Genomic DNA, 17,430 nt, shown 5'->3' with positions numbered 1-17,430 from the left:
CGTGCGCTTGCCTCCGCCGAAACGGTCGGAAGCACAACGCAAACGGCCGCAGCGGCAACAATCCGCTGCGCCAGGCCGACATACCTGCCAAGCTTTCCACCCCACACCATGCGGCAAGCATGGCACGGGGCAGTTAAGCAAGCGTATGTTCAGGCGGAAGGCTCTTGCTAGGAACTTGCCTGGACGACGGCCAGCGCCGTCATGTTGACCACACCACGCGAGGTCACCGACGGCGTCAGAATGTGCGCGGGGCGTGCTGCGCCGAGCAGGATCGGACCGACGTGCAGCGCGTCCGTCATTGCCTTCACGGTCGTCAGCGTGATGTTCGCTGCGTCGAGATTCGGGAATACCAGCAGGTTCGCCTCGTCGGTCAGCGTCGAGTGCGGGTAGATCCTCTGGCGCAGCGCCGGTGAGATGGCGGAGTCACCGTGCATTTCACCGTCCGCTTCGAGGTCCGGAGCCAGCTCGCGCAGCAGCGCTGCAGCTTCCTGCATCTTCAGCGCGCTCTTGGATTCGCGCGAGCCGAAGTTGGAATGCGAGAGCAGCGCTGCCTTCGGGGCGATACCGAAGCGGCGAATTTCCTCCGCCGCCAGGATCGTCATTTCGGCGATCTGCCGCGCGCTCGGATCGATGTCGACATAGGTGTCGGTGTAGAAGGTTATGCCGCGCTGCGCAATCAGCATCGACAGGGCCGACAGGCGTCCAACGCCCGCGCGGCGCCCGATAATGAGGTCAACATTGCGCAGGTGGCGCTCGAAGCGCCCTTCGAGGCCGCAGATCATGGCATCTGCCTCGTCACGAAGCATGGCGAGCGCCGCGATGACGGTGTTGTTGGTACGCACCATGGCGCGCGCCGCTTCCGGCGTTACACCACGGCGGCCACCGACCTGGATCAGCAGATCGACATAGTCGCGGTAGCGCGGATCGTCTTCCGGATTGACGACGTCAAAGTCCTTCCCGGCTCGGATCTTCAGGCCGTAGCGCTTGAGACGCATGTCGATGACGCTCGGACGGCCAATCAGCGTCGGGCGTGCGATGCCTTCTTCCAGCACAACCTGGGCCGCGCGCAGCACGCGCTCGTCCTCGCCGTCGGCATAGATCACGCGATCCTTGCGTGCCGTTCGGGCAGTCGAGAAGATCGGCTTCATGATCAGGCCCGAACGGAATACGAAGCGCGTCAGGCGGTCGGTGTAGGCTTCCCAATCCTCGATCGGACGCGTAGCGACGCCCGTTTCGCAGGCCGCCCGGGCCACAGCCGGGGCGATACGCAGGATGAGGCGCGGGTCGAACGGCGAGGGGATGAGGAAATCCGGGCCGAAGATCGGCGTCTCGCCGGAATAGGCGCGAGCGGCGACTTCCGAAGGCTCTTCGCGGGCCAGCGCTGCAATCGCGCGCACGGCGGCCATCTTCATCTCCTCGTTGATCGCGGTTGCGCCCACATCGAGGGCGCCGCGAAAGATGTAGGGGAAGCACAGGACGTTGTTGACCTGATTCGGGTAGTCGGAGCGCCCGGTGCAGATCATGGCATCCGGACGCGCCTCACGCGCCAGCTCCGGCATGATCTCCGGATTTGGGTTGGCGAGCGCCAGGATCAGCGGCTTTTCGCCCATGTGCTGGAGGTATTCGGGCTTGAGGACGCCCGCGGCCGATAGACCGAGGAACACGTCGGCACCGCCGATGACGTCTTCCAGCGTGCGCGCGTTGGTGTCCTTGACGTACGGATCCTTCCAGCGGTCCATCTCTTCGACGCGGCCTTTATAGGCGACGCCGTGGCGGTCGGTGACCCAGATGTTGTCGCGATTGGCACCGAGAGAGACGAGCAGGTTGAGGCAGGCGAGCGCCGCGGCACCAGCGCCCGAGGAGACGATCTTCACCTCCTCGATCTTCTTACCGGCAAGCTCGAGACCGTTGATGACGGCGGCGGCCACAATGATCGCGGTGCCATGCTGGTCGTCATGGAAGACCGGGATTTTCATCCGCGCCTTCAGGCGCTCTTCGATCTCAAAGCATTCCGGCGCCTTGATATCCTCGAGATTGATGCCTCCGAAGGTAGGCTCGAGCGCGGCGACCGTCTCAACCATCTGGTCGATGTCGGGCGTGTTCATCTCGATGTCGAACACGTCGATGCCGGCGAACTTCTTGAAGAGGACAGCCTTGCCCTCCATAACCGGCTTCGAAGCCAGCGCGCCGATATTGCCGAGACCGAGCACGGCCGTGCCGTTGGAAATGACGGCAACGAGGTTTGAACGCGACGTGTAGAGCGCGGCCGCTGATGGATCGTCCTGGATCGCAAGGCAGGGCGCAGCAACGCCGGGCGAATAGGCAAGCGCCAGATCGCGCTGGTTGCCCAGCGGCTTCGTCGCCTGGATCTCCAGTTTTCCGGGCGAGGGATAGCGATGATAGAACAGCGCGCCTTCTTCGAGGTCCGAGGATTTTGTTGTGTTATCGATATTCATGTCTTCATAGCCCCAGCTCATCGCCGAGTCGGCGTTCTATCACGTTCGCCCCTAAAGGCGAGGGTGGGCGGCTCCTGGCCGCCCGGAGATGCCTCTATCGGGCAACGACCTTCTGGCGCTGCTCGCCAAGGCCGGCAATGCCGAGACGCATTTCGTCACCGGCTTTCAGGAACTTCTGCGGCTTCATGCCGAGGCCGACGCCGGGAGGCGTTCCGGTGGTGATGACGTCGCCCGGCTCAAGCACCATGAAGCTCGACAGGTACGAGATGATGTGGGCGACGGAGAAGATCATGGTGCGCGTGTTGCCGGTCTGGCAGCGCTCGCCGTTCACGTCGAGGAACATGTCGAGATTCTGCGGGTCGGCAATCTCGTCCGGCGTTGCAATCCATGGGCCAAGCGGGCCGAAGGTTGGAGCGCTCTTGCCCTTGATCCACTGCCCGCCGCGCTCGGCCTGCCATGCGCGTTCGGAGACGTCGTTGCACAGCGCGTAGCCGAGGACGTGCGACAGCGCATCGGCTTCCGACACGTTGTCGGCCCGTTTGCCGATCACAACTGCAAGCTCGACTTCCCAATCGAGTTTTTCGGAGCCCTTCGGCAGGAGCACGTCGTCATTCGGCCCGGACAGGCAGCTCGGCGCCTTGGAAAAGACGATCGGCTCGGACGGAATCGGCGAACCGGTCTCGGCGGCGTGGTCGGCGTAGTTAAGGCCGATGGCGATGAAGTGGCCGACGCGCGAGACCGGCGAACCGAGGCGAACGCCTTCCGGGACTTCCGGCAACGTGGAGGCGTCGACGCCCGCAAGTTTGCCTGCGAGATCCTGCGCAATGGTTTCTGGCGAATAGTCGCTCACCAGCGAGGACGCGTCGCGCAGCTTGCAGTCAGCGCCAATCAGGCCGGGCTTCTCCTGCCCACGCTCTCCAAAACGGATAAGTTTCAATGTCTTCCTCCGAAACTCTGTTGTACTTGTTCAGCTGTCAGAACGAGCTGTTGAACAGGCCGCCGTCAAGCCGGATGCTCTGCCCGGTGATGTAGCCGGCATGCACAGAGCACAGGAAGGCGCAGACCTTGCCGAATTCTTCGGCTGTGCCGAGGCGTCCGGCAGGGATGTCCTTCGCCTGGCGTTCAGCCTCAGCCTCGACCGTGGTACCGGCCTTCTTTGCGGAGAACTCGATGCTGGTGCGGATTCGGTCAGTATCGAATTTTCCCGGCAGGATGTGATTGATGGTCACGTTCTTGTCGGCGACCGTACGCGCGATGCCCGCAAGGAAAGCGGTAAGGCCCGCGCGTGCGCCGGACGACAGGTCGAGACCAGGGATCGGCTGGTAGACCGACATGGACGTGATGTTGACGATGCGGCCAAAGCCGCGTTCGGTCATGCCGTCGATAACCGCCTTGATGAGCTCGATCGGCGTGATCATGTTGTTGTTTACGCCTGCGAGCATGGCTTCGCGGGTCAGTTCCCGGAAATCGCGGAAGGGCGGGCCGCCGTTGTTGTTGACGAGAATGTCGGTTGCAGGCGCCGCCGCTAGCAGCTGCTCGCGCACTGCCGGGTCCGAGACGTCGCCCGGAACTTCCGTGACGTTGACCCCGTAGGTCGAGCGTAGCTTTGCTGCCGCCGCAGCCAGCACTTCCGCGTTACGGCCGTTCATGACGAGATCGCATCCGGCCTCCGCCAGTGCGGTCGCGCAGCCCAACCCGAGGCCGCGGCTTGACGCACAGACGATGGCCTTCCTCCCACGAATTCCAAGTTCCATTGCATTCTCCCTTTGTGTGGGCGCAGGCTAGCGACCTGCCGCGCCGTAGACAACCGCAGGCCGGTTCAGCCCCACAGAGCAGGCGAGGGCGGATAAACCAGCGAGCCTTCGTAGGTAAGTGGCTCCTCGCGATCCTTTGCAAGGAGCAGCGGGCCGTCGAGATCGACGAAGTCTGCATCCTGCGCTAGCAGTACAGCCGGCGCCATCGCCAGAGACGTGCCGACCATGCAGCCGACCATGATGCCGAAGCCAAGTTCGCGGGCACGCTGATGCAGCGTCAGCGCCCCCGTGAGGCCGCCGGTCTTGTCGAGTTTGATATTGATGGCGTCATAGAGGCCGAGCAACTGCTCCAGTCCTTCGACAGTGTGGACGCTCTCATCCGCGCAGACCGGAACGGGATGCGGGATGTTGCGCAGGATCTCGTCCCTGCCGGCTGGGAGCGGCTGCTCAACGACAGCCACTCGATAGCGCGCAGCGGCGAGCAGATGCTTGCGGATATTGTCTTCCGTCCAACCCTCGTTGGCATCAAGGATGATGCGGGCGTTCGACGCTGCTTCTGCGACCGCTGCAATTCGCGAGACGTCGTCTTCGGTGCCGACCTTCACCTTCAGCACCGGCCGGTGTGCGTTCTCGCGCGCCGCGGCACCCATCTGTTCCGGTTCGCCGAGAGAGATCGTGTAGGCGGTGATGAGCGGCTTCGCAGTTGCAACGCCGATTCGCTCCGTGACCGGGCCGGCCCCGGATTTCGCTTCGAGATCCCATAGCGCGCAGTCGACAGCGTTTCGCGCGGCGCCCGGCTTCATGATCGACAAGATCTCTTCGCGTGATGCGCCGTTCTCAATGGCGCTTCGTGCCGCCTCGATCTGCTCGGTGACGTTTTCCAGCGTCTCGCCGTAACGGGCATAGGGAACGCACTCGCCATGACCCGCGTTTGCGCCGTCGCGGATGGTGCAGGTCAGCACCGCCGCTTCCGTCTTCGTGCCACGTGAGATGGTAAAGGCTGCCGCGAGCGGAAACCGCTCGGCTCTGACAAAAAGGTCACGCTTCATGAAGAACTCCCGTCAACGTCGTCCACCCGGGCCATCGCCAAAGTGACAGGCGATTTACGAGCCGCTAATAGTGGACCGATGTTGACGAAAGATGCAGGCGACGCAACCGCAATGAGCCAGGTCGCAGATGCGCGACGGCCGTCGATTGCCGTGAGCGAAGAGGGCGGGCGTACGATCTGGGCGCTTTCTGGCGTCTGGAACACCCGTTCCGTGCATCTTGTCGACGCGCCCACGCGCGAACTGGAACAAAGCCATCCTCGTGGCGAGGTGATTCTCGATGTGACCGGAGTCACGGGCCTCGACACCGCCGGGGCCTGGCTGATTCAGCGCCTGGCAGATTCACAGCGCCGTGCCGGCGCGCCAGTAGAAATCGTTGGTGCCAGTCCTTCAGCTTCGATTCTCCTCGACGCTGTAGGAGAAGCGCTGGACGATGGCCCCGAAGTTTCCCGCCGGCTACAGCCCTTCATCGTCATCCGCTGGCTTGAGACGCTCGGCCGCCTGACCGTCGCTGCCTTCGACGACTTCGTCGCCGGCATGTACATCCTCGGCTCGACCATTCGTGGCGCCCAGATGAAGCTCGGCCGCGGCCATGCGGTAAACCCGGCGGCCATCTTCAACCAGATCGACCGCATGGGTGTCGGTGCGATTCCGGTCGTCGTCCTGATCTCGTCCATCGTTGGCGCCATTGTCGCGCAGCAGGGTGCCTACCAACTGCGCTGGTTCGGCGCGGAAATCTTCATTGTCGACCTCGTCGGCATCCTGACCTTGCGTGAACTCGGCGTGTTGCTGACATCGATCATGATCGCAGGCCGCTCCGGCAGTGCGATCACCGCCGAAATTGGCTCTATGAAGATGCGCGAGGAGATCGACGCGCTAAAGGTCATTGGCCTGAACCCGATCGGCGTCCTCGTCTTTCCGCGCCTGGTCGCGCTGGTGATCGCTGTTCCGTGCCTCACCATCGTTGCCAATGCGGCATCTCTGAGTGGCGCAATGCTGGTCGCCGATATCTATTCGGGCATTCCGCCGGAAGCCTTCATCGACCGCCTGCGCGCGAGCGTCGACCTTTCCACGATCTTTGCGGGGATGATCAAGGCGCCATTCATGGCCCTCATCATCGGCATCATCGCCTCTGTCGAAGGCATGAAGGTGGGCGGCAGTGCGGAGTCGCTTGGCAGGCACGTGACCGCCTCCGTGGTGAAGTCGATCTTCGTCGTCATCGTGCTCGATGGCCTGTTTGCAATGTTCTACGTGGCGATCGACTTCTGATGGCGCAGGCAGCTCTCCTCACTCCGGCAAACCACGCTGACGCGGCACCGGAAATCGTGCTCTCCGTGCGCGACGTGACCGTCGGCTTTGGCGAGAAGCTGGTACTCGACAAGCTTTCGCTCGATGTTTACCGCGGGGAAATTCTGGGTTTTGTCGGCGCATCCGGTACCGGCAAGTCGGTCCTGCTGCGCACGGTGCTGGGCCTTACCCCGAAGCGTGGCGGTACGGTGACGCTGTTCGGCAACGACCTCGACACCATCTCCGACGAGGAAAAGGTGCAGATAGACATGCGCCTCGGCGTGCTGTTCCAGCACGGCGCGCTGTTCTCGGCACTAACCGTGCGGGAGAACATCCAGGTGCCGATGCGCGAGTATCTCGACCTGCCGAAGCCGCTGATGGATGAACTGGCGCTCCTCAAGCTGGAGCTGGTCGGCCTACCGCGCGACGCGGCCGACAAATTCCCATCAGAACTGTCGGGCGGCATGATCAAGCGGGCCGCGCTCGCCCGGGCGCTCGCGCTCGATCCGGACCTTGTTTTCCTTGATGAGCCCACCTCCGGCCTCGACCCGATCGGCGCGGCTGACTTCGATGATCTCGTGGCGAAGCTGCGCGACACGATGGGGCTGACGGTCTACATGGTCACCCACGATCTCGACAGCCTGTTTTCCGTCTGCGACCGCATTGCCGTGCTGGGCGGCAAGAAGGTGCTGATGGAAGGCACCATCGAGGACATGATGACCGTCGAGGACCCCTGGGTGAAATCTTATTTCCGCGGCAAGCGAGCCAGGCACATCGACCTGTCTGCGCGCAAGAACAAAGCTTAGGAAGGGCGCATGGAAACTCGCGCTAACTACGTCATCGTCGGCATCTTCACGCTGGTTGCCGTTCTTGCGGCTTTCGCTTTCGTCTACTGGACATCCGGCGCGGGCGATCGCGGCGAGACGGTGACACTGCGCTTTCGCATCCACGGCTCCGCCTCTGGCCTCGCACGCGGCAGCATGGTGTTGTTCAACGGCGTCAAGGTCGGCGACGTCAGCCGAGTCTACATCGACGTGAACAACCCGACTGTCGCGATCGCCGACGCCGTGGTCGACCGGCTGACGCCGATCACTCAGTCAACGCAGGCTGATGTCGGCCTCGCGGGCCTCACTGGCCAGGCAAACATCGAAATGCGCGGCGGCAACCCGAGCGAGCCGAACCTGCTTGAACTGGCGGAAGAGCAGGGGGCGATTGCCGAACTAACGGCCAATCCGTCTGCCGTAGCGAACCTGCTCGAAAGCGCCCAAAACATCTTCAAGCGCGCCGACGCGGTTCTGGCCGAGCTCGAGCAGCTTGCTGGCGATGCGCGCCCGTCGATCACCGAGACACTGCGCAACGTCGAAAATTTCTCGGCAGCCCTCAGCCGCAATGCCGACGGCATCGATGAGTTTCTTGCCAACGTGACCACACTTTCGAAGTCCCTGGCTGGCGCCTCCGAGCGCATCGACTCGACGCTGGCGGCCGCTGAAGACCTGATCCGCGCGGTTGATCGCAATCAGGTGGCGCAGGTCGTCGAGAACGTCGAGAAATTCACCAAGCGGCTCGATGATGCCACGACCAATCTCGATGGCATCATGAAGGACGTCGAGACGGCCGTTGCTTCGTTTGCCGATTTCTCCACCGCCGCAGGCGAAACGCTCGCGAAGGTGGACAGCGTCATCGACAGTGTCGATCCGGCGACGGTGCGTACCGCGCTCACCAATTTCGAGCAGGCGAGCACCAGCATCAATCACGCGGCCAACGACATCAATCGTGTCTCCGAGGCCGTCAGTGCCCGCACCGAAGACATCGACGCTATCATTACCGATGCGCGGCAGCTGGCGACCAGGCTGGCGCAGGCTTCCGAGCGTGTCGATGGCGTGCTGCAGAAGGTCGACAACCTGCTCGGCTCCGACGAGGCTGGCGGCATCATGACCGAGGCCAGCGAGACGCTGAAGGCGTTCCGACAGGTGGCTGACACGCTCAACGCCCGCATGGGCACGATTACCGACGGCCTGGCCCGATTCTCAGGTTCCGGCCTGCGTGAAGTCGAAGGCCTCGTCCGCGACGCACGCACATCCATCACCCGCATCGAGCGGGCCATCACCGATCTTGAGCGCAATCCGCAGCGGATTCTTTCCGGTGGAGCAGGCGAGGTTCGGCAGTATGACGGCCGGGCTCGCCGTTGACCTGAAGCGCGCTACAGCACTTAAATCGCCGCACTCGCGATCCGCACCGGCGACCGAAGGGGACAGTAGAATACGATGATCAGTATCAGTCGACGGGTTCTTCTTGTTTCGTCTGCCCTCATGCTCGCCGGTTGCGCAGCGTTTCCCGGCGGCGGCCCCGCGCCGCTCGACACATTCGACCTCGATGCGGTGACTGTGGATGCGGCTGGCCCGCGCCGATCCCGCGTGCAGGTGCTGGTGGCCGAGCCGACAGCGATCAAGACGATCGACAGCGAGAACATCGTCGTCCGCCCGACTGCAGGGACAATGGAATATCTCAAGGGGGCGCAGTGGGCTGATCGCCTGCCGCGGCTCGTCCAGGCCAAGCTCGTTGAGGCACTACAGGGCTCGGGGCGCTTCGGCGGTGTTGGCAAGCCGGGCGAGGGACTCGCCATCGACTACCAGCTTGTGACGGAAGTCAGGGCATTTAGCATCCGCCTCGACGGCGGTTCGCGCGCCGAGGTGCGGCTGCATGTCAAGCTGCTCAACGACCGCAATGGTGTCGTACGCGCCGAGCGCACATTTGCTGCCGAGGCGCCTCTCGGCGGCAGCGGCAACGAGGCCTATGTCGCCGCGCTCGACCGCGCGTTTGCCGAGGTCACGCGCGAAATCATCGCCTGGACGCAGGGCGCAATCTGATTTTTGTCGAGGGGAAATGGCATGCGGGCGCTCGACCACCTTGTGATGCCTACTGCCAGGTTGGCGACGGCGCGAGAGCGGCTGTCGTCGCTGGGGTTCACCGTCGCGCCGCAGGGCAACCATCCATTCGGAACGATCAACGCCTGCATCTACTTCGCTGACGGCACCTTCATCGAACCTTTGGCAATTGGCGACAGGGCGGTTGTCGATAAGGCCATCGCGGACGGCAACAACTTTGTTCAGTCAGATCGGCGCTTCAGGGCTGCGGCGGGCGACGAGGGGCTCTCCGGCCTGGTCTTCGCCACAACGGATGCCGAAGCTGACGACCGAGAATTCCGGGAAGCCGGTATCTCCGGCGGTGCGATGGTAGAGTTTTCGCGTCCGTCAATGGACGCCAGCGGCCGTTCGGATATCGCCACCTTCCTGCTGGCCTTTGCCGGTACTCCTGCAGCGCCTGACTTGCACTTCTTCGCCTGCGAGCGTCGCAAGGCGCCGAAGATCGACCGCAGTCAGCTCGAAAAACACGAAAACGGTGCGAAGGCTATCGCCTCCGTGATTATGATGTCACCCCGCGCGCGGGAACTGGCGGAATTTCTGGCGAAGGCTGCCCGCAGCAAGGTGGACGCTGAGGGCGGCAAGCTTTCGGTGCCGCTCGCCGGTTGTACCATTCAGGTTCGCGAGCACACGCAAGGGAGTTCCACCCGTTTCGATGCGATTGTTTTCCACATCGCAAATATTTTGTTCGCGAAAACTATGTTCAGTGGTCGCGGTATCGTCTACGAGCACCTGAGCGATGGAGCCATCAGGGTTCCGGCTGCGCCCGGGCAGGGCGTGGATTTCATATTCGAGGAATTGCCATGACTTCCCCTAATTCGACCGTCCGCGCAGGCAACGTCGTCTTCTCCAACTCGGCGCCGCTGGCCCTGATCGCTGGTCCCTGCCAGCTCGAAAGCCGACAGCATGCGTTCGACATTGCCGGCGCGCTGAAGGAAATGTGTGCGTCGCTGGGGATCGGTCTCGTCTACAAGACCTCTTTCGACAAAGCGAACCGCACCTCGCTTTCTGGAAAGCGCGGTGCCGGCCTTGAAGCAGCGCTGCCGGTCTTCGCCGACCTGCGCAAGGACCTTGAACTGCCGATGCTGACCGACGTTCACACCGAGGAGCAGTGCAACATTGTTGCCGAGGTGGTCGACATCCTGCAGATCCCGGCATTTCTCTCGCGCCAGACCGACCTTCTCATCGCGGCGGCAAAGACCGGCAAGATCGTCAACGTCAAGAAGGGCCAATTCCTCGCGCCCTGGGACATGAAGAACGTCGTCGCCAAGGTGACCGGCTCCGGCAACGCGAATGTTCTGGTGACGGAGCGCGGTGCCTCGTTCGGGTACAATACGCTGGTGTCCGACATGCGCGCGCTGCCCATCATGGCGGAAACCGGTGCGCCGGTTATCTTCGACGCCACCCATTCCGTGCAGCAGCCCGGCGGGCAGGGTGGTTCGTCGGGTGGCGAGCGCCGCTTCGTCCAGACGCTGGCAAGCGCGGCCGTGGCCGTCGGCGTTGCCGGCGTCTTCATCGAGACGCATCAGGACCCCGACAACGCACCTTCGGATGGACCGAATATGGTTGCGCTCAAGGACATGCCGCGCCTGCTCGAGCGCCTGATGGCCTTCGACCGCATCGCCAAACAAAACTGACGCACCCGGCGCCCGGGAACTTCTTCGCCCCTGCCCGATTGATGAGGGACAGGGGCGTGAGAAGATTCCAAAAGGAGCACCGGAATGGCTACAGCATCAGGTCACACTCAGGCGATCCAGGCTTCGCGCGTCATCGGCACCGATGTCTACAACACCGAAGGCAACCATATCGGTACGATTGAAGACGTCATGCTGGACAAGCTGTCCAACAGCATCATGTTCGCCGTGATCGGCTTTGGCGGCTTCCTCGGCATCGGCGAAAAGTATCACGCCGTCCCGTGGGCGAGTCTCGACTACGATCCAAGCCGCGGCGGCTATGTCGTTTCGTTCACCCGCGAACAGCTCGAGGCTGCACCGGTCTACGACATCAGCGAGCTGACGAATTCCGACGGCGAGAAAGTCCGCGAGGCGTCGTACAACTACTACAACGTCCCCCCGTACTGGATGTAGCCGATATCAGTAGCCAGACATCACAAGAAAGACCCGGCAGACCGTTGCCGGGTCTTTTTCTTTGCGCTCCCATTCGCTAAGACGGCCCCACCTTGCAATCCTTGCCAAAGGGGACCCCAGATGACCGCAATCGTTGATATCGTCGGCCGCGAAATTCTCGACAGCCGAGGCAACCCGACCGTTGAAGTGGATGTGGTGCTGGAAGACGGTTCCATGGGCCGCGCAGCGGTGCCGTCCGGCGCCTCGACGGGCGCCCATGAGGCGGTCGAGCTGCGTGACGGCGGCTCCCGCTACCTCGGCAAGGGTGTGAAGGGTGCTGTCGACGCCGTCAACGGCGAGATTTTTGAGGCCATTGGCGGCCTCGACGCCGAAAACCAGATCCAGATCGATCGCACCATGATCGAGCTGGACGGCACGCCCAACAAGTCGCGCCTCGGCGCCAACGCGATCCTGGGCGTCTCGCTGGCCGTCGCCCGTGCGGCTGCGGTCTCGGCGGACCTGCCGCTCTACCGCTACGTCGGCGGCGCCGGCGCACACATTCTCCCCGTTCCGATGATGAATATCGTCAACGGCGGCGCGCACGCTGACAACCCGATCGACTTCCAGGAATTCATGATCATGCCGGTCGGCGCTGAGTCGTTTCGCGAGGCGCTGCGTTGGGGTTCGGAAATCTTCCACACCCTCAAGAAGGGACTGAAGGACGCCGGTCACAACACCAATGTCGGTGATGAGGGCGGCTTTGCGCCGAACCTCAAGAGCGCACAGGCAGCGCTGGACTTCGTCATGGCCTCGATCGAGAAGGCTGGCTACAAGCCCGGCGAGCAGGTTGCCATCGCGCTCGACTGCGCCTCAACCGAGTTCTTCAAGGACGGCAACTACGTCTACGAGGGCGAGCGCAAGACCCGCGACTCGAAGGCCCAGGCCAGGTACCTCGCCAAGCTGACCGCCGACTATCCAATCATCTCGATCGAGGACGGCATGGCAGAGGACGACTGGGAAGGCTGGAAGATCCTGACCGACCTGATCGGCAAGAAGGTTCAGCTGGTTGGCGACGACCTGTTCGTCACCAACTCCGAACGTCTGCGCGACGGCATCCGCATGGGCGTCGCCAACTCGATCCTCGTCAAGGTCAACCAGATCGGCACCCTGACGGAGACGCTCGATGCCGTCGAGACCGCGCACAAGGCGGCCTACACGGCCGTCATGTCGCACCGCTCGGGCGAGACCGAGGATTCGACCATCGCCGACCTCGCGGTCGCGACCAACTGCGGTCAGATCAAGACCGGCTCGCTGGCTCGTTCGGATCGTCTCGCCAAGTACAACCAGCTGCTCCGCATCGAGGAAGAACTGGGCAAGGCGGCGCGCTACGCCGGCACCAGCATCCTGAAGGCCTGACTGGCGCTTCAGTTCTGATCCGGATGAATCTGAAGGGGCGGTTGCGAAAGTAACCGCCCCTTAAGCATGTTGGGATCAAATGGCGCCATTGTTCTCGAGTATCGCGCCAATCCCCATGTGGACACGTCAACGCAAGAAGCGGAACACCGGTGCCCTGATCGTGCCGGCGATCGCCGCTGTGGTTTTCTCCTATTTCGGCTTCCACGCCTTCCACGGCACCTATGGCCTGAACGCCAAGATGCAGCTCGAGGAGCGTGTCGCGCAGCTTGAGCAGAATCTCGCCCAGATCACGAAAGAGCGGATGCATCTGGAAAATCGCGTCCAGCTCCTACATGATGGCTTTATGGAGAAGGACATGCTGGATGAGCATGCGCGCCGTGCGCTGAACCTCGCCCAGCCTGATGAGGTCATCATTCTGCGCTGATCGGTGATTAACCGAATTGCGGTTAATCAACCGATTTACGTGTAAAAAGAAATGTTTGTACGCATGTGACCCATGCATTTTCTGCGTGGCGGACAAACGTTGCACATGCTAGCTTTCGCCACGATCGGGATGGCGTGCCTTCCCAAACGACACTGTGAAGAACAGGGAGCGAGAGCATGGCGACAGCCGCCAGGAAAACGTCCGCCAAGAAAACCAAGGCGGATTCGAAAACCCCGCCGGCACCGAGAACTCCGGCCCCAGCTGAATTTTCCAAGGAGCAGGAGCTCAAGGCTTACCGCGACATGCTCTTGATCCGCCGCTTCGAAGAGAAGGCGGGTCAGCTCTACGGTATGGGCTACATCGGTGGCTTCTGCCACCTCTATATCGGACAGGAAGCGGTCGTCACCGGCATGGCCATGGCCATTAAAGAAGGCGACCAGATGATCACGGGTTACCGCGATCACGGCCACATGCTGGCGATGGACATGTCCCCGCGCGGCGTCATGGCCGAACTGACGGGCCGCCGTGGAGGCTACTCCAAGGGCAAGGGCGGCTCCATGCACATGTTCTCCAAGGAGAAGAACTTTTACGGTGGTCACGGCATCGTCGGTGCGCAGGTCTCGCTCGGTACCGGCCTTGCGTTTGCGAACAAGTATCGCGGTAACGACAACGTTGCGCTGACCTTCTTCGGTGACGGCGCAGCCAATCAGGGTCAGGTCTACGAGAGCTTCAACATGGCCTCGCTGTGGAAGCTCCCCGTCATCTACGTGATCGAGAATAACCGCTACGCCATGGGCACCGCGGTGACCCGCTCGTCGGCTGAGACCAATTTTGCCCAGCGCGGTGTCTCGTTCCGCATTCCGGGCATCCAGGTGGATGGCATGGACGTTCGCGCCGTGAAGGCTGCGTCGGACCTTGCTGTTGAATGGTGCCGTAGCGGCAATGGGCCGATCATTCTCGAGATGCAGACCTACCGCTATCGCGGTCACTCGATGTCCGACCCGGCAAAGTACCGCTCGAAGGACGAAGTGCAGAAGATGCGCTCGGAGCACGACCCGATCGAGCAGGTCAAGGCTCGTCTGCTGCAGAAGAAGTGGGCGACCGAGGACGATCTGAAGGCGATCGACAAGGAAGTCCGCGACATCGTCGCCGACGCTGCCGACTTCGCGCAGACCGATCCAGAGCCGGATGCATCCGAGCTCTACACCGATATTCTGCTCTAAAGGGGGAGGCGGATTATGCCGATCGAAATTCTCATGCCCGCTCTCTCGCCGACCATGGAAGAGGGCAATCTCGCCAAGTGGGTCAAGAAGGAGGGCGACAAGGTCGCTCCCGGTGACGTCATTGCCGAGATCGAAACCGACAAGGCCACGATGGAAGTCGAGGCTGTGGATGAAGGTATCCTTGGCAAGATCCTGGTCGCCGAAGGCACCGAAGGCGTCAAGGTGAACACGCCGATCGCGGTCCTCGTTCAGGAAGGCGAGAGCGCGGACGACCTCCCCGCTGCCGCGCCTGCGGCCAAGGCTGACGCCGATACTCCGGCCGCGACCGCGGACGATGCCGGCGGCAAGGCACGCGAGGCTGCAGAGGAGCCGACCGCAAGCAAGGCTGCAACCGTTCCGGCCGCGCCGAAGAGCGAAGTCGCCGCCGATCCGGACATCCCTGCCGGCACCGAGATGGTCACCATGACCGTCCGCGAAGCGCTGCGCGACGCCATGGCGGAAGAAATGCGCCGCGACGAGAACGTCTTCATCATGGGTGAAGAGGTTGCCGAGTACCAGGGCGCCTACAAGGTGACCCAGGGCCTGCTGCAGGAGTTCGGCCCGCGCCGCGTCGTCGATACCCCGATCACCGAGCACGGCTTTGCCGGCATCGGCGTCGGTGCGGCTATGGCTGGCCTGCGCCCGATCGTCGAGTTCATGACCTTCAACTTCGCGATGCAGGCGATCGACCAGATCGTCAATTCGGCCGCGAAGACGCTCTACATGGCCGGCGGCCAGATGGGCGCGCCGATGGTCTTCCGCGGCCCGAACGGTGCTGCTGCCCGCGTCGCGGCCCAGCACTCGCAGTGCTACGCCGCTTGGTACAGCCACATTCCGGGCCTCAAGGTCGTGATGCCGTACACGGCAGCCGACGCCAAGGGCCTGCTGAAGGCGGCCATTCGCGATTCGAACCCGGTCATTTTCCTCGAGAACGAAATCCTCTACGGCCAGAGCTTCGAAGTTCCGAAGCTGGATGACTTCGTGCTGCCGATCGGCAAGGCGCGCATCCACAAGACCGGCAAGGACGTCACCATCGTCTCGTTCGGCATCGGCATGACCTACGCGGTCAAGGCGGAAGCCGAACTCGCGGCAATGGGCATCGACGCCGAGATCATCGACCTGCGCACGATCCGTCCGCTTGACTTCGACACGGTGTTCGCATCGGTGAAGAAGACCAACCGCCTCGTCGTCGTCGAGGAAGGTTTCCCGCAGTCGTCGGTAGGTGACTTCATCGCCAACCGCGTCCAGCGCGAGATCTTCGACTATCTCGACGCACCGGTCATCACCATTGCCGGCAAGGACGTGCCGATGCCGTACGCGGCCAACCTCGAGAAGCTGGCGCTGCCGAGCGTCGATGAGGTTGTCGATGCGGTGAAAGCCGTAACTTACCGCTGAGGGAGCGCGATCGATGGCGATTAACATCACGATGCCGGCGCTTTCGCCGACGATGGAAGAGGGCAACCTCGCGAAGTGGCTGGTCAAGGAAGGCGACAAGGTCGCTCCGGGCGACGTCATCGCTGAAATCGAGACCGACAAGGCCACGATGGAAGTCGAGGCGGTTGACGAGGGCATCGTTGCCAAGCTCGTCGTTCCGGCCGGCACCGAAGGCGTCAAGGTCAACACCCTGATCGCGATCCTCGCCGAAGAAGGCGAGGATGCGGCGGCCGCCGCTGCTGGCGTAACCGCGGCTCCCGCACCCAAGGCAGAGGCTCCGAAGGCTGAGGCTCCCAAGGCCGAGCCGGCCAAGCACGAATCTGCTCCTGCCGCTGCCCCGGCACCGGTTGCTGCTGCTCCGACTCCCGCGGCTCCTCAGGCGCCGGCAGCTTCCGGCGAGCGCACCTTTGCGTCGCCGCTCGCTCGGCGCATCGCCAAGGATGCGGGTGTCGACATTTCCGCTATCACCGGCACCGGTCCGAAGGGCCGTGTCGTGAAGGCTGACGTCGAGGCTGCGATTGCCGGTGGTGTCACCAAGGCCGCTCCGGCTGCCAGGGGGGGCGAAGCACCGGCCGCTGCGCCTGCTGCGGCTCCGAAGGGTATGTCGGACGAAGCCGTCCTCAAGCTGTTCGAGGAAGGCTCCTACGAGGTCATCCCGCACGACAGCATGCGCAAGACCATCGCGCGCCGTCTGGTCGAGGCAAAGAGCACCGTTCCACACTTCTACCTCACGCTGGACTGCGAGATCGACGCGCTGCTCGCCCTGCGCAAGCAGCTCAACGACGCAGCTCCGATGATCAAGACGGAGAAGGGCGAGGTTCCGGCCTACAAGCTCTCCGTCAACGACATGGTCATCAAGGCCATGGCGCTTGCGCTGAAGGCGGTTCCGGATGCGAACGTATCGTGGACCGAGGGCGGCATGCTCAAGCACAAGCATGCCGACGTCGGCGTGGCGGTGTCGATCCCGGGCGGCCTGATCACCCCGATCGTCCGCAAGGCCGAGGAAAAGACCCTGTCCGCCATCTCCAATGAGATGAAGGACCTTGCCGCGCGCGCCCGTGCCCGCAAGCTGAAGCCGGAAGAGTACCAGGGCGGCACCACCGCCGTGTCCAACCTCGGTATGTTCGGCATCAAGGACTTTGCTGCCGTCATCAACCCGCCGCACGCGACCATTCTGGCCGTTGGCGCGGGCGAGGAGCGGGCAGTGGTCAAGGATGGCCAGATCGTCGTCGCCAACGTGATGTCGGTGACCCTGTCGACCGACCACCGCGCGGTTGACGGTGCCCTTGGTGCCGAGCTGCTCGCAGCTTTCAAGCGCTACGTGGAGGCGCCATTCTCGATGCTCGTCTGAGTGCCGGGCACTG

The 17,430-nt window shown here is 62.9% G+C and carries 16 protein-coding genes; 12 read left to right on the top strand and 4 right to left on the bottom strand.

Annotated features, from left to right (window positions below):
* Positions 1-167: 167 nt before the first annotated feature.
* The 4 genes from L630_RS0107695 to dgcA all read right to left on the bottom strand — a co-directional run bounded on the left by L630_RS0107695 (position 168) and on the right by dgcA (position 5,259).
* On the bottom strand, positions 168-2,456 hold the full coding sequence (locus tag L630_RS0107695; RefSeq protein ID WP_024847686.1) for an NADP-dependent malic enzyme: 2,289 nt from the start codon (positions 2,454-2,456) through the stop codon (positions 168-170).
* 94 nt (positions 2,457-2,550) lie between these two features.
* Positions 2,551-3,393 (bottom strand): fumarylacetoacetate hydrolase family protein, encoded by an 843-nt coding sequence (locus tag L630_RS0107690; protein WP_024847685.1) that lies wholly within the window; start codon positions 3,391-3,393, stop codon positions 2,551-2,553.
* Positions 3,394-3,430: 37 nt separating this feature from the next.
* Entirely contained in the window at positions 3,431-4,210 is a 780-nt protein-coding gene (locus L630_RS0107685) for an SDR family oxidoreductase (protein ID WP_024847684.1), read from the bottom strand.
* Positions 4,211-4,275: 65 nt separating this feature from the next.
* The gene (dgcA, locus tag L630_RS0107680; protein WP_024847683.1) at positions 4,276-5,259 is read right to left on the bottom strand and encodes an N-acetyl-D-Glu racemase DgcA; all 984 of its coding nucleotides are present in this window, start codon (positions 5,257-5,259) and stop codon (positions 4,276-4,278) included.
* 111 nt (positions 5,260-5,370) lie between these two features.
* Between dgcA and L630_RS0107675 the strand changes: the two genes are divergently transcribed.
* The 12 genes from L630_RS0107675 to L630_RS0107620 all read left to right on the top strand — a co-directional run bounded on the left by L630_RS0107675 (position 5,371) and on the right by L630_RS0107620 (position 17,417).
* Positions 5,371-6,525: an ABC transporter permease gene (locus tag L630_RS0107675; RefSeq protein ID WP_245263678.1), complete on the top strand. Its 1,155-nt coding sequence runs from the start codon at positions 5,371-5,373 to the stop codon at positions 6,523-6,525.
* Entirely contained in the window at positions 6,525-7,349 is an 825-nt protein-coding gene (locus tag L630_RS0107670) for an ABC transporter ATP-binding protein (RefSeq protein ID WP_024847681.1), read from the top strand. The genes L630_RS0107675 and L630_RS0107670 overlap by 1 nt, the downstream gene beginning before the upstream one ends.
* A 9-nt stretch (positions 7,350-7,358) precedes the next feature.
* A complete protein-coding gene (locus L630_RS0107665; RefSeq protein WP_024847680.1) occupies positions 7,359-8,732 on the top strand; it encodes an MlaD family protein in 1,374 nt (457 codons plus the stop codon).
* A 75-nt stretch (positions 8,733-8,807) separates the two neighbouring features.
* Positions 8,808-9,410, top strand: a complete 603-nt coding sequence (locus L630_RS0107660) for an ABC-type transport auxiliary lipoprotein family protein (RefSeq protein ID WP_024847679.1) — start codon at positions 8,808-8,810, stop codon at positions 9,408-9,410.
* Positions 9,411-9,431: 21 nt separating this feature from the next.
* Positions 9,432-10,271, top strand: coding sequence for a VOC family protein (locus tag L630_RS0107655; RefSeq protein WP_034329653.1), 840 nt, complete (start codon positions 9,432-9,434; stop codon positions 10,269-10,271).
* The gene (kdsA, locus tag L630_RS0107650) at positions 10,268-11,101 is read left to right on the top strand and encodes a 3-deoxy-8-phosphooctulonate synthase (RefSeq protein ID WP_024847677.1); all 834 of its coding nucleotides are present in this window, start codon (positions 10,268-10,270) and stop codon (positions 11,099-11,101) included. Before L630_RS0107655 ends, kdsA begins: the two co-directional genes overlap by 4 nt.
* An 84-nt stretch (positions 11,102-11,185) precedes the next feature.
* Entirely contained in the window at positions 11,186-11,551 is a 366-nt protein-coding gene (locus L630_RS0107645; RefSeq protein ID WP_024847676.1) for a PRC-barrel domain-containing protein, read from the top strand.
* Positions 11,552-11,671: 120 nt separating this feature from the next.
* On the top strand, positions 11,672-12,946 hold the full coding sequence (gene eno / locus L630_RS0107640) for a phosphopyruvate hydratase (protein WP_024847675.1): 1,275 nt from the start codon (positions 11,672-11,674) through the stop codon (positions 12,944-12,946).
* A gap of 115 nt (positions 12,947-13,061) precedes the next feature.
* Entirely contained in the window at positions 13,062-13,370 is a 309-nt protein-coding gene (locus L630_RS21140; RefSeq protein WP_034329650.1) for a septum formation initiator family protein, read from the top strand.
* 176 nt (positions 13,371-13,546) lie between these two features.
* Complete coding sequence (pdhA, locus tag L630_RS0107630) at positions 13,547-14,593, top strand: pyruvate dehydrogenase (acetyl-transferring) E1 component subunit alpha (RefSeq protein ID WP_024847674.1); 1,047 nt, start codon at positions 13,547-13,549, stop codon at positions 14,591-14,593.
* A gap of 15 nt (positions 14,594-14,608) precedes the next feature.
* Positions 14,609-16,027, top strand: a complete 1,419-nt coding sequence (locus L630_RS0107625) for a pyruvate dehydrogenase complex E1 component subunit beta (RefSeq protein WP_024847673.1) — start codon at positions 14,609-14,611, stop codon at positions 16,025-16,027.
* A gap of 13 nt (positions 16,028-16,040) precedes the next feature.
* Positions 16,041-17,417: a pyruvate dehydrogenase complex dihydrolipoamide acetyltransferase gene (locus L630_RS0107620; RefSeq protein ID WP_024847672.1), complete on the top strand. Its 1,377-nt coding sequence runs from the start codon at positions 16,041-16,043 to the stop codon at positions 17,415-17,417.
* Positions 17,418-17,430: the final 13 nt, after the last annotated feature.

The sequence above is a fragment of the Aminobacter sp. J41 genome (assembly GCF_000526635.1).
GTDB lineage: Bacteria > Pseudomonadota > Alphaproteobacteria > Rhizobiales > Rhizobiaceae > Aerobium.
Note: the sequence above shows the minus strand (reverse complement) of the source record. Positions and strands in the feature narration are given on the sequence as shown.